Annotated in this window: 11 protein-coding genes; 2 read left to right on the plus strand and 9 right to left on the minus strand. The window is 44.2% G+C overall.

Going from position 1 to position 13,872, the window contains the following annotated elements; genetic code table 11:
* Positions 1-8: 8 nt before the first annotated feature.
* From AB4238_RS03360 to AB4238_RS03400, 9 genes are all read right to left on the minus strand, one after another.
* Positions 9-833: an outer membrane lipoprotein-sorting protein gene (locus AB4238_RS03360; protein ID WP_372031270.1), complete on the minus strand. Its 825-nt coding sequence runs from the start codon at positions 831-833 to the stop codon at positions 9-11.
* A gap of 7 nt (positions 834-840) precedes the next feature.
* Complete coding sequence (locus AB4238_RS03365) at positions 841-3,180, minus strand: RND family transporter (protein WP_372031272.1); 2,340 nt, start codon at positions 3,178-3,180, stop codon at positions 841-843.
* Complete coding sequence (locus AB4238_RS03370) at positions 3,177-4,238, minus strand: flavin-containing monooxygenase (protein ID WP_372031274.1); 1,062 nt, start codon at positions 4,236-4,238, stop codon at positions 3,177-3,179. Before AB4238_RS03370 ends, AB4238_RS03365 begins: the two co-directional genes overlap by 4 nt.
* Before the next feature lies 1 nt (position 4,239).
* Positions 4,240-4,503 (minus strand): acyl carrier protein, encoded by a 264-nt coding sequence (locus AB4238_RS03375; RefSeq protein ID WP_372031276.1) that lies wholly within the window; start codon positions 4,501-4,503, stop codon positions 4,240-4,242.
* 27 nt (positions 4,504-4,530) lie between these two features.
* Complete coding sequence (locus AB4238_RS03380; protein ID WP_372031278.1) at positions 4,531-6,210, minus strand: fatty acyl-AMP ligase; 1,680 nt, start codon at positions 6,208-6,210, stop codon at positions 4,531-4,533.
* On the minus strand, positions 6,207-7,391 hold the full coding sequence (locus AB4238_RS03385) for a cysteine desulfurase family protein (RefSeq protein WP_372031280.1): 1,185 nt from the start codon (positions 7,389-7,391) through the stop codon (positions 6,207-6,209). The genes AB4238_RS03380 and AB4238_RS03385 overlap by 4 nt, the downstream gene beginning before the upstream one ends.
* Before the next feature lie 3 nt (positions 7,392-7,394).
* Positions 7,395-7,763 carry an iron-sulfur cluster assembly scaffold protein gene (locus AB4238_RS03390; protein ID WP_372031281.1) on the minus strand — a complete coding sequence of 123 codons (369 nt, stop codon included), beginning with the start codon at positions 7,761-7,763 and terminating at the stop codon, positions 7,395-7,397.
* Positions 7,764-7,793: 30 nt separating this feature from the next.
* Positions 7,794-8,969: a hypothetical protein gene (locus tag AB4238_RS03395; protein ID WP_372031283.1), complete on the minus strand. Its 1,176-nt coding sequence runs from the start codon at positions 8,967-8,969 to the stop codon at positions 7,794-7,796.
* Between the two features lie 263 nt (positions 8,970-9,232).
* Complete coding sequence (locus tag AB4238_RS03400; protein ID WP_372031286.1) at positions 9,233-9,979, minus strand: helix-turn-helix transcriptional regulator; 747 nt, start codon at positions 9,977-9,979, stop codon at positions 9,233-9,235.
* A 402-nt stretch (positions 9,980-10,381) separates the two neighbouring features.
* Between AB4238_RS03400 and fadB the strand changes: the two genes are divergently transcribed.
* Both fadB and fadA read left to right on the plus strand, forming a co-directional pair.
* Positions 10,382-12,535 (plus strand): fatty acid oxidation complex subunit alpha FadB, encoded by a 2,154-nt coding sequence (fadB, locus tag AB4238_RS03405; RefSeq protein WP_372031289.1) that lies wholly within the window; start codon positions 10,382-10,384, stop codon positions 12,533-12,535.
* A gap of 18 nt (positions 12,536-12,553) precedes the next feature.
* Positions 12,554-13,717: an acetyl-CoA C-acyltransferase FadA gene (fadA, locus tag AB4238_RS03410; protein WP_372031291.1), complete on the plus strand. Its 1,164-nt coding sequence runs from the start codon at positions 12,554-12,556 to the stop codon at positions 13,715-13,717.
* Positions 13,718-13,872 lie beyond the last annotated feature (155 nt).

Raw genomic sequence — 13,872 nt, forward strand, 5'->3', positions numbered from 1 at the left:
CAACAAGGCTAGTCTCCTAAGCCGCTACGATGAAAGTCTTGCTCAGATAAGCCCGACGCAAACACTATGCTTTGATAGCTTAACCGGGTTACTTTGCCAGTTTGCACATTTTTCATCTCGACTAAATCTGGTCGCCAATACTTGTCTTGATATAACTTAAAGCCAGATGCAGTAAAGACTTTAAGCAGTGATTTCTTTCTATCGAAATACTCTATCTGAATGATTTTTTGGTCGGTCTTTTCAATCCATAACTGTTGCTTGCTATAACCAGAATGCTTATCAACCGGAAAACGCTCAATCACATCACACTGCTTATCGGCAAATTCATTAGCTTGAGTTTGGATTTCATTGCAGGGCCGACTATAAAGATAGTTATAACTGTAATCATCTAGCTCTTTATTGGTCATATCTTCAAAGGAGAACTCACTACCTACAAATGCGCCAGCCTTATTTCTAGAACCAATACGTTTCACTCGGCGTACCTCAGGCAGATACAGCCACTGCTCATCTGATTTGGCTTTATCTGGATGAGTTAACAAGGCTGTACCATTAATATCAGCAGGAAAAGTAAACTTGATAAGCGATTTATCACCTTCGGTGACATTCTCCAGAATGCTAATATCTAATTTACGGGTAGTGGTCGCTCCAGCCTTACTTTGCAGCTCCATAGTTAGCATCGCTCGGCTATCCATAAAGCCCTCATCTCGTAGCTCAACGGCACTAGCAATCGCATAACCTTGCTGCTCACTGGCAGTATCCGCCATGCTATGTGCTGCAAAAATAAAGCTGTAGCTACAGACAAAACTAACAAACAAAATTTTATGTTTTTTCATTTGATACTCACTTTACTTGATCCAATGTCAATTGTGGTTGCCCTGCATATTGCGGCAAACGGCGCATAAATTTTAAAACGATGGCGGGTAGCACAATAAGGTCAAACAAGAGTGCCAGCACTATGGTGCCACTCGTGAGTAACCCCATTTGGGCATTCTTTTCAAAAGATGAACTCGATAACAACATAAAGCCGACAACCAATAGAATTGAACTAATAACAATCGCACTCATGGTGTGCTCAAAAGTACTGGTTACACTCTGCTCAGGGGTTAAACCTCGCTTTAAGCCTTGAATATATTGGTAAAGAAAATGCACGGTATCGTCGACAATAATCCCGATAGCCATCGCCGATACACCCGCCAACCCCATAGAGATATGCCCTTGTATGCAGTACCAGAAACCGAAAGCGGCGCCCACTGGGATTAGGTTGGGAATGAGGGTCAAGATACCAATGTAGAACGAGCGAAATACCGCGGTTAACGCTAGAGAAATGACCAGAAAGGCGACAAATGCCCCCTGCAGTAAACTGAAGATATTACTCTGTCCCACATGCGAGAAAATAAGAGAGGGGCTGGAGTATTCGAACGTTATCCCTTGTACTTTATTTTGCTGCAGCCAGTTGGCAACTCTCGCTTCGAACGCTAACATTTCAACCGAAGTCATATTGCTTAATCGAGCAGTTAACTTAAGTGAGGATTTATCGAAGCTCACTTGGTTACCAGCATCTTTACCAAAAGGCAGCGACATCTCATACAGCAGGAACTGTTGCGCTGCTATTTTCGCAGTTGTGGGTATTTGATAAAACTGACTCTGATCACCATGCATCAACTGATTAAGCTGCTTAATCCGGTGCAGCGGGCTATCAGTAATCACCACCTCTTTTTGAGCCAATAGCCAAGCATCAAACTGCTCGACAAAAGCTAAATATGAGGGTGAAAAAATACCATTCTCTTGATGGCTCGATAACGAGTAACCAATGTTGTATAGCCCTGAAAAATGCTGATCGATCTCCTCTGCTTGAACCCTAAAGGGCACGCTCTTGTTAAAATATTTAATGAGGTCATCATCGGTTTCATTTAGAAAGCTCAACGAGGCAAATACAACACTGATAGGTAAAAAGATAAACAGAATTGGGTTTCGATAGCGGATGACTATGCTTGCCAAGCCATTCATTCGCTCAAAGATGTTAGTCACTAGCGTTTGCTTAGTGGATATTCGAATTAATAGCAGTAACCTTGGCAACAAGGTAAACGACAGCATAAGCGAGAACATCACCCCAAACGCGACAATATTACCAAGATCGCGAAACGGTGGAGAATCACTAGCATTCATCGCAAGAAAACCAATAATTGTGGTTAAGTGACTCACAATTATCGGCTTAGCATTATGCTGATAGGAACTCAGCACGGCATCAAATTGTGAATGACCCAGTATCAACTGTCGCTTTACATAACTGATAATATGTATGCTCGAGGCTACTATCACGGTAAACATAATGATTGGTGCGGAAACCGAAGGAGCAGAAAGGTCAATCCCCAGCCAGCCTGCGAGCCCTAATGCTCCCAACAATGACAACACCAATACCACCAGGATACTCAACGCAGCTTGCGCCGACCCAAGAATAACGCCAGCAGCAACCAGAACAAACACGATCATTAATGGAATCAGGGTGGTAAAATCTGTTTTGGCTGCCTTAAAAAATGCGCCATTCATGGTAACCAGCCCAGTGACATAAAACGAATGTTCAGGATAGCGCTGCTCGAACAAGGCAATATCGGCTTCTATCGCCTGCATAATGGCCAATATTTCCGCTTTATGATTCTCACCAGGAAGTAGAGTGGTTACATTAATGGCCGTATACAACCCATCTCTCGTCACCAGACTATCAAGCAGATCTCGCTCACCTTCAGCGGCTCGCTTGATAAAGTTAACCCTTGCTAGATCCAACTGCTCCTGTTCATATAGCAACTCTTCAATTTCAATGTTATCGCCATCAGCCCAGCTAAAAGGATAATTAGTCAGCGAATCCACACGGGTAGAAAAAGGCGTGTGCCATAGACGATCTGTAAGCTGATAAACCAACGATAGAGTTTCAATGTTATAGATCTGCCCCTGCTTAGGTTTAATCATAATAAAAACATTGTCGGTCGCAGTATAAGTCGCGTCCATCAGCTCTAACGTCTGCAGATCTGTATCGTTGTCATCAAAAAATATTTTATAGTCACTGGCGAGTCCCATATCCTTCAGGCCAACAATACAAATGCTTGTCAGCGATAAGCAAATGAATAACACCACTAAGGCTGACTTCGAGGTCAGCATTTTTTGCCATAGAGTGTCCCTACTCATAATGACCTCCTTTGCTTAATGAAAGCTTCGACTAAAGCCACAACGGAGTTAACGTCTTTCTCTACTCCAAGGATCAACTCAGATGCACGGCAACTAAGCCATTTACGTCCAACAACAAACAAGCCGGGTTCAGGAGATCGGCCATGCTCCTGCACAAAACCTTGCCCATCAACACACTCAGGGATGGTTAACCAATCAGTGTTATCACGGTAACCCACCGCCCAGATAACCACATCTACTCCATCTAAACGACCATCATGAAAGTAAACCCGACGATCAGCAGCTCGAACCATTCGGCCTTTAAGTGATACTCCTAACGCGCGCAAGCCCGCATTATTAAATTCACCACAAGGAACTGGGTTCCGCTTTTTGAGCATGCGAGCAACCTTACTTTCTCGGTCTGCAAATAAAACTTTCGCTAACTTTAACCACCAGAAAATGTCTCGCCCTAGCACTTCATTAGGGGGGAATGTACGCTTACCACCTTGTGATAGGGTGACCTTACAGCGACTGGCAAGCCCACCAGCAATTTGCCGACCTGTAGCACCATCGCCAACCACTAAGACTCTGGCATTACAATTAATTTCAGTTAGTGATGTTAAGCTTGAAGAATGTTGGATCACACTCTTTGATAACCCATCAGCAAGCTTTGGAATAAGTGGAGACTGATTAGCTCCGGTAGCGTTAATCACTGTTCGAGCTGATAGCAACAACCCGTCATCTGTCTTTATCAGAAAAATACCATCGACTTTTTCCATCGAGACAATGCCACTTTGCTGCCTGATATTAAGTTTGAATGTTGCAGCATAACAACGTAAATACTCCGCCATTTCGATAACGGACGGGAATCCCCACTGCTCTCCAGGAAAAACTAAACCTGGTAGTTGGCAAAATTGTCGTGAGGTAAACAACTTCATTCCTTCAAGGCGGTTATCCCATACTTGACCAACAACATCTCGCTCCAAAACAAGGTAATTAAGCCCCAGCTCTTGTAACCTCTTAGCCATAAACAACCCGTTTTGGCCTGCACCAACAACCACAACATCAATCAAAGACATGCTAGGTAATCTCTTTGACTTGCATGTGTTTGCTCTCTAAAAACTGCAACAGAGAGTTAATCGTCGGATAATCAAAAGCGATGGTTGGCTCAATTTCTGTTTGAGTATGATCTTCAATTATGCTCGACAATTGCACATGCCCTGTTGAATCCAAGCCTAATCGAGAAAACGATGTATCCAAGTGCAGCTCGGTGCTAAATTCTTCGATAGCATCGGTTAGGTACAGAGTTATATCTTCGGTTAGAGTCTGTTTACAAAATTTCACTGTTATTTCCTTTAACAAATTTTGAGTTTATAAAAGTGCACTGCAAGCGGTTCGCTTCACTTTACCGCTAGTGGTTTTTGGGATAGTGCCAGGTGGGACGACTAAGATACGGTCTAGGGCAATCTCGTGCTCTTCGGTTACCAAAGCTTTAAGATCATCCATCAATTGACGCAGCGGTTTATCTGATAACGCCTGCCGGTTTACCTCAACAACAGCAGCCAGTTTTGTTTTAGAATCTCTATTAAATGTAAACACTGCAGCACCATTACCTTTGGCGGCATAACGATATGAACGACAAGTGCGCTCAATATCATAAGGGTAGAGATTTCGACCACGTACAATAAGCAGCTCTTTGATCCGGCCTGTAATATAGAGCTGCCCATCCAAAATGAAGCCCATATCGCCAGTACGCAGGTAAGGGGTCGCATCGCCATTAGAAAGTTTCGCGTGGAAGTTGCTTGCTGTTTTCGCTGTTTGATTTAGGTAACCGACTGCAACTGAGTCACCCGCTATCCAAACTTCTCCGGTTTCATTAGAACGGCAGATCTCAAATGTTTCAGGGTTCACAACACGGACAGTAAAATCCTTATTAATCGCACCACAACACACCACTTTTGCGCCATCAGGTTTAACTTCTACTCTGCCTAACTCAAATGACGCCTTATCTAGCGAAAGCGATTGCACCCCAGTCCCTTGAGGGCCGCCGGAGACAAACAGTGTTGCTTCCGCCATACCATAGCTTGGAAAAAAGGCATTTTGATCAAAACCCAAATGGTAGAATCGATCTGAAAACTGCTGCATGGTTACAGCACTAACAGGCTCAGATCCATTCAAAGCAATCTTCCAACAACTTAAATCTATATCAGACAAATCTTCAGACTCACGAATTAAATTAACGCAGTGCTCATAACCAAAGTTAGGCGCAGCAGAGCAGAAAATGCGATATTGTGAAATCAGCTTTAACCAACGACTTGGTCGCTGAATGAAGCTCATTGGCGGCATGAAAACGTAACGACCTGCTAGGTACAGTGGTAACAGCATGTGCCCAACTAATCCCATATCATGGAACTGTGGCAACCATCCGCCAACAATAGCGCCTTTAGGATGCAGACAAGATGCCTGCATCACTTGCATGTTATGTATCAGATTACCATGAGTAACCATGACTCCTTTGGGGCTAGAGGTAGAGCCCGAAGTATATTGAATGAAGGCGACAAGCTCTGGTGAAACGGGTGCAATATCTATCTCTTCTAGCGTGCGATAGTGTTCATCAATCCATATGAAATCAGATTCATGGCCACCATTGACCGCTGTTAATTGCTTAGATAACGTTTTCTGAGTATCTGCAGTGGTAAGAATCGCCTGCACTTTGGCGTCTTCTAAAATAGTCAGTGTTCGCTCAAACTGCTTTGCATTACGAGTTACATTAAGCGGTACCGCAATCACCCCTGCGCGCATACAGGCAAGGAAATCGACGATGAACTCAAGTCCTGCGGGAAATAGCAGTGCAATATGCTTCTGTTGATAACCGAGTCTAACCAGCAACCTAGCTCTAGACTCAACTCTGTTGATTAACTCTCCATAAGTTAGGTGAATTGCTGTTTCTGGGCCTCTCGGCTGAAAGGAGCAAGCGATGATTTCAGGCTCATTAAATGCATGCTCATGGATCACATCCATCAATAGCGGTGTACTTTGTGTTAACTTCATGACACTTCACAACCACTAATACGCAGTAACTGCTGTACTTCAATAACCAAGGCGTCAACAAACTTACTGACTTGCTTCGCATCAGTGAAGCAACCAAAGCTGATCCTAATCGCGCCCAACACTTGCTCCTCAGTGAGCCCCATCGCCGTCAGAACATGAGATAGCTGCTGAGTTTTATTATTGCTACAAGCTGAGCCCACAGAAATAATAAAGCCGTGCAACATCTCCATTCTCAAAGCCAAAGCTTCTCCACGTATTCCGTCGATCGAGATATTTAGCGTATTAGATAGTGCAGACTCATAGTCTGTGGTGCCATTAAAAACGAGAGCGATAGGGGCCGTTTCAAGCAACGCTATCATCTGATTTTTAAGCCTAAAGCAGTGACGGTCCCAAGATACTAATTCTCGCTTAGCTTCTTCTGCGGCAACCGCAATCCCAGTCATAGCAACAACATTCTCTGTACCAGAGCGCATAGAGAACTCTTGTCCACCACCATGGATCAAAGGTTCGATCGCGTCTCTATCCTTAATATAAAGACAACCCACTCCCTTTGGGCCATAGAATTTGTGCGCCGACAGCGATAGATAATTAACTCCAAGCTGCTCCACATCAATCAGACGCTTACCAACAAACTGCACCGCATCGACATGTACAGGCACTTGCTTCTCTGCGGCTATTTTGCAAATCTGTTCAATCGGCTGAATAGCACCTGTTTCATTATTGGCGTACATAATGGTGACAAGTTGGGTGTCAACAGTTAACGCTGACTCAAACTCTTTAGGGCTAATATGGCCCGCAGCATCTGGTTGCAAATACGTTACACTGAAGCCGAGATGTTCAACACAGTAGCGTACTGTATCAAGCACCGAAGCGTGCTCAATGGAAGTGGTTATAATGTGGCCTGGTCGACGAAGGTGTTTAAACAACACCCCTTTTATCGCCCAATTATTTGCTTCTGAACCGCCAGAGGTAAAAAAGATGCGTTCAGGCCTCGTCATTAATAGATCAGCTAAGTTACTTCTAGCTTCAGATATTGCAGAACGACTATTTGCTGAGTATCGATTAGGGCTAGAAGGGTTGGCAAATAAGCTGATGGAAGGCTGCATTGATAACGCCACCCCCTCGGAAATAGGCGTGGTAGCATTGTAATCGAAGTAGCCTTGCAGATGCTCTTGAGTCACGGCCTACCCCTCTACCAACGATACCGCAAGAACGAGCTCTTGATGCAACTCAATAAGTATGTTGATACAGTGCTGCTGTGACGGTTCCAGCTCGCCCAACATCTCAGAGATTTCAGTGCTTTCCCGAGCAGAAATGGCTTCTATCGATAAGCCTATAATCGATTCACAGAAGATATTTGCTGTGGCAACTGACGTAGCACAGCCCCAAGCTCTAAATCTGCTGTCGCGGATATAATCTCCATCAAGCTCTACCTGCATGTGAACCCGGTCACCACAAACAGGGTTACCAATCTCAAACTTGTAATCAGCAGATTCTAAATCACCGACAAACTTTGGGTTACTAAAGTTATCGACGATAATATCGTTATACATAGCTCAGTCTCTTTAGGTTGATATCGATGATTAAGACACAATGGGGCAAGTTGATTGCTGCTCGACCTCTAGGTCATCCAGCCGCTTATCAAGGTTGACCGCACAGCAACCAAATTCTTTAGACTCAGGCAAGCGCATTACATATTGCATCCGCTGGCCACTGCGATCGTTTTCATTGGTTTTTGGTAACAAGCGCACTAAATCTTCAGTCAAAATGAAACCAGGGGTAGATCTCGATAATGGATCGAGAATGGCCAATTGACCAACCTCACCTAAGTTAACTTCCTTATCTAGATTTTTAGGATCTCGCACCGAAAAGTGAATAAAAGGCGATACATGCTTAACGCCGTGTTCATCATCAATAGCCAGTACATTTGATTCCACCAATGCATAAACATCACGGATCTGCTCCTCTCTAACACCGAGGTACTCAATACATTCTTGATTAAACTCTGCTCTTGAAAGCATCTCACCACTAAAACGTTTCCAACCACCCAGAGTGATCACAAAGGTATTTTTGTCTAACTTGAGTCGTGTATTCGTCGCCTTTAAATAGCGGACAAATCGATTTATAAGGAACGGTGGTCCAATAATATGGCGATCAAATGTACCGCCCCACTGTTGCAACTGCTCAATAGCATCTTCAGGTGCGAAGGTTTCATTTTTAACCATAAACTTATGGGTATCTAACAAACCTGCCAGCAAGTTAAGCGCTTTAATCATACCCATTTCAGGGATCTCTTCTGTCGATGGGCATAAATATAAACCCGCCCCTTTCGACAGCTTTAAAAACTCACGATACATGGCGTAGATACCTAAAATCGCATTGTCCACCGTATCGCTACAGCGTCGAGAAACACTCGGAATACCTGACGTTCCAGTGCTACGCATCTCTAGTTCAATAGCGTTTAAACCTTTTGATAACAGCTTATAACTATCATTGGCCTTAAACAGATGAATAGGTATTAAAGGGATTTTGACTAAGTCATCTACGGTTAAAATCTGCGACGGCGTAATCCCTCTAGCATCACAAGCATGACGAAAAAACGCATTGCTTTGATAATGAAATTCAAATGCTTTAACCACTAATGAATACTTAAATGACAACAAGTCAGGTTCACTCATGGCATACAACTGCCCCACAGAAGATAGCGCGACCTTTACCGGATCCAACCCTGCTTGCTCGAGTGTTTTATATAATTCCATTTAATTAAATTTGCCTTTATAGATGATGCTAACAACACTCAAGCCCAGCCCTTGATACGACTCTAGCTATGCTTAACTAAAACTAGGTGTTAGATTTTTACGTGATGAATAAAAAGGTGTTGTAGCCACGTAAGGGAGAAGTGACTCCAACACAAATCATTGTTGTTATGGAGTATAGGGTTGCTGAACGTGGGAAAACTTGAACAAACTGGCTAACTTCTAGCGGTGTTGATGACCAAAACTCATAGTGATCAATAAATATTCTAACGTTCTTTAGCAGAAAAGAGAGTTCTAGCCTGCTGAATAGAGATGCCAAACATAGCTCTAAAAGTCCGGCTTAAGTGAGCGCTATCGGCAAACCCAGTTAAATGTGCAGACTCAGTTGCGCTGTGACCAGACATCATTGCAGTGATAGCACAGGATAAACGGCGCCACCTAAGATAAGGACGCCAAGCAATCCCCATTTCATTGCGAAATAAGTGCCTAAAGCGACTTTCAGACATAGCCAACTCATTGGCGATGTCACTAGCACGCCAGCTAACAGGTTTCTGGCAGCCACCTTGTAAACACCTATCGAGTTTAGCCAACAAAGTTTGAATTCGACGATCAAGCGTTGAGGTTAATTTAGGATCAACACTTAAAGAGAGATTTAATGCACTAAATAAAGGAGTGAGTTGAGTATTTGGATTACTTTTTGGATGTTCAGTGAGATACGGACAAAGTAAAGGTTCAAATTGGACGACCTCTTTCCCATCTATCATCTGCCGCAGTTTTACACCAAGTTCACATTGAGGCTCAATCAATAATATCCAACCTTCATCGAGTTGCAGCTTATGCTCAACTTGCGAATCAATGATCAGGTTGCCCGTTGTATTTCCACCGCGCCACTGGCAAGAAGAAGCTCCTCTCGCCCATACTAGCTGTACAGCGTGATGGCGGTGCAATGCAGTATCAAGTGCAGCACCGTATGTGATCAGCACTCCGTGTTGGATCCAAACCAGTGGTGTCAAAATCCCCTCATATTCAGCAAATAACTGTGCGCCTAAAAGCCCACTATACTCAAACTACCTCAACAAGCGCGCTTTGCAAGTTAGAAAACTTCACTGTCGGTTTTTAAGCTGCACAATTCAGCTCTTCAAACAACAAGGCAAGGTTTAAGCGTTATGTATTTACAACAGTAAATTGTAACACCCCATCACCAACAAAAGATTAAACCCCTGTTTAATAACAACTAAAATAAATACACAGACAAAAATCGAACAAGTGTTTAAATTGGGTGTTGTAATTTTTTGTGATTAGTCGCACACTGAGCAACAACTGGTCAAATGATGGCCGAAGCTGCCGGAAAAAAAGAGAGTTATATTGATTCTAAAAAGAGTGAATATTTAACTTACGCTATAAGGAAGCAAGCAATGATCTACCAAAGCCCTACAATTGAGGTTGAGTTACTTGAGGACAACATCGCTCATTTGTGTTTTAACGCACAAGGTTCGGTCAACAAGTTCGATAGAGAAACCATCGACTCTTTAAATGCTGCACTCGACAGCATCAAGCAAAACAGCGGTATTAAAGGTTTAATGCTGACCTCAGCTAAACCAGCATTTATTGTTGGTGCTGACATCACAGAATTTTTAGGTCTATTTGCTGAAGAAGATTCAGTGCTTATGACTTGGTTGGAAGAGGCAAACGTCGTTTTCAATAAATTGGAAGATCTGCCCTTCCCAACTATTTCAGCAATCAACGGCTTTGCCCTTGGTGCAGGATGCGAAACGATTCTAGCGACAGATCTTCGAGTCGCAGACACAACCGCTCGCATCGGTTTACCTGAAACTAAGCTAGGTATTATCCCAGGCTTTGGCGGCACAGTTCGATTACCACGCGTAGTGGGCACTGATAACGCGCTGGAGTGGATTACCTCAGGTAAAGACCAGCGTCCAGAAGCCGCATTACAGGTTGGCGCTATCGACGCTGTTGTAGCACCAGAGCAGTTGCAAAGTGCAGCGCTAAAAATGCTTAAAGATGCTATCGCAGAGAAACTAGACTGGCAAACCCGCCGCGCTAAAAAGCTGGCACCACTAACACTTCCTAAACTAGAAGCGATGATGTCATTTGCAACAGCAAAAGGCATGGTCTTTAAGGTTGCCGGTAAGCATTACCCAGCGCCAATGGCTGTAATTAGTGTTATTGAGCAAGCAGCACAACTTGACCGCGCAGGCGCATTAAAAGTTGAACATCAAGCATTCTTAAAGCTGGCTAAAACCGAAGTTGCACAAGCACTGATTGGCATTTTCCTTAACGACCAATTAGTTAAAGGTAAAGCTAAAAAAGCTGGCAAACTGGCTAAGAAAGTCAATTCTGCAGCAGTATTAGGTGCAGGGATTATGGGTGGTGGCATCGCTTACCAAAGCGCGAGTAAAGGCACCCCGATTGTAATGAAAGATATTGCACAACCCGCACTCGACTTAGGTTTGGGCGAAGCATCTAAACTGCTAGCGGCACAAGTTAAGCGCGGCCGCTCTAACCCAGCGAAAATGGCGGCTGTACTCAACAACATTACCCCAGCACTCGATTACGCCCCAGTGAAAGCCGCGGATGTCGTGGTTGAAGCTGTCGTAGAGCACCCAAAAGTTAAATCTATGGTGCTAGCTGAAGTCGAAGAGCATGTTAGTGAAGATGCAATCATCACCTCAAACACTTCAACAATTTCAATCAATCTGCTGGCTAAGAGTCTTAAAAAACCTGAACGCTTCTGTGGTATGCACTTCTTTAACCCTGTGCACAAAATGCCGCTAGTAGAAGTTATTCGCGGTGAGAATAGTTCAGACGAAACAGTGGCGTCAGTTGTAGCTTATGCTAGCAAGATGGGTAAAACGCCAATCGTAGTGAATGACTGTCCAGGCTTCTTCGTTAACCGCGTTCTTTTCCCTTACTTTGCAGGCTTTAGTGGCTTGCTTGCAGATGGTGCTGACTTTGCTGCCATCGATAAAGTGATGGAGAAGCAGTTTGGCTGGCCAATGGGCCCTGCTTACCTACTGGATGTTGTCGGTCTTGATACAGGGCACCACGCTCAAGCAGTAATGGCTGAAGGGTTCCCGGATCGTATGGCTAAAACCGGTAAAGATGCTATAGACGTTATGTTTGAAGCACAGCGCTTTGGTCAGAAGAACGATAAGGGCTTCTACCAATACTCAGTTGACCGTCGCGGTAAGCCTAAAAAAGATCTCGATCCAACTAGCTACGAGCTTCTACAAGCTGAGTTTGGTGAGCAAAAAGCATTTGAGTCTGATGAAATTATCGCTCGCACTATGATCCCAATGGTTATTGAGACGGTTCGCTGTCTTGAAGAGGGGATCATCGCTTCACCTGCTGAAGCTGATATGGGCCTAGTTTACGGTCTTGGTTTCCCACCATTTAGAGGCGGTGTATTCCGTTACCTAGATACCATGGGTGTAGCTAACTTTGTGGCACTTGCCGACAAATATGCACACTTAGGTGGTCTATACCAAGTCACCGACGCTATGCGTGAACTCGCCGCCAACAATGGCAGCTACTACCAGCAGGCTTAAGCAGCAAGGATTAGAACAATGAAAAACGCCGTTATCGTAGATTGTATTCGTACTCCAATGGGCCGCTCTAAGGCTGGTGTATTTAGAAATGTACGTGCAGAAACTCTTTCTGCAGAACTAATGAAATCGCTTCTAGAGCGTAACCCAAAGCTTGATCCAAACACCATTGAAGATGTGATGTGGGGTTGTGTGCAGCAAACCCTAGAACAAGGTTTCAATATTGCCCGAAATGCGGCATTACTTGCAGGTATTCCGAAGCAAGTTGGTGCAGTAACCGTTAACCGCTTATGTGGTTCATCGATGGATGCACTGCATCAAGCTGCACGTGCCATTATGACTGGCCAAGGTGATACATTCATCGTTGGTGGTGTTGAACATATGGGACACGTACCGATGAATCATGGTGTCGACTTCCATCCCGGTCTTGCAAACAATGTTGCTAAAGCATCGGGTATGATGGGTCTAACCGCAGAAATGCTCGGTAAGATGCACGGTATAACCCGTGAGCAGCAAGATGCCTTTGCTGTGCGTTCACATCAACGCGCTCAAGCTGCGACGGTTGAAGGTCGCTTTGCGAACGAAATCGTTGCAATTGAAGGTCATGACGCAGATGGTGCACTGATCAAAGTCGAACATGATGAAGTTATCCGCCCAGAAACCTCAATGGAGTCGCTATCAGGTCTACGCCCTGCATTTGACCCAGCCAATGGTACTGTCACTGCAGGTACCTCTTCAGCACTATCTGATGGCGCGTCAGCTATGCTAGTGATGGAAGAGGAGAAAGCTAAAGCGCTTGGTCTACCAATTCGTGCACGTATTCGCTCAATGGCGATTGCTGGTTGCGACGCGGCGATCATGGGTTATGGTCCAGTACCAGCGACTCAAAAAGCACTTAAGCGCGCAGGTCTCACTGTTGATGATTTAGATGTTATTGAGCTAAACGAAGCGTTTGCCGCTCAGTCTCTACCTTGTGTTAAAGACTTAGGCTTAATGGATGTAGTTGACCAAAAGATTAACCTCAATGGTGGTGCGATTGCACTAGGTCATCCACTAGGCTGTTCAGGTACTCGTATCTCGACGACCCTGATTAACCTTATGGAAGCTAAAGATGCTAAATATGGTCTAGCAACCATGTGTATTGGTTTAGGCCAAGGTATCGCAACGATCTTTGAGCGCCCTTAACGAGTAGGGGCTGTTGATCTTTCGAGCTTAGTTTTTGTTCGGTTCTTTACCGTAAGGAATAATGCTTCTAGTACAAGGCTTGAGCGATAAAGCTTAGCTGGCTAAGTGAAAAGCTCATAACACATTCTAGTCATAAAAGAATAGCAGCATTGAAT

Origin of the sequence: Shewanella sp. 10N.286.45.A1 (genome assembly GCF_041470405.1) — a bacterium.
Classification (GTDB): Bacteria; Pseudomonadota; Gammaproteobacteria; order Enterobacterales; family Shewanellaceae; genus Shewanella.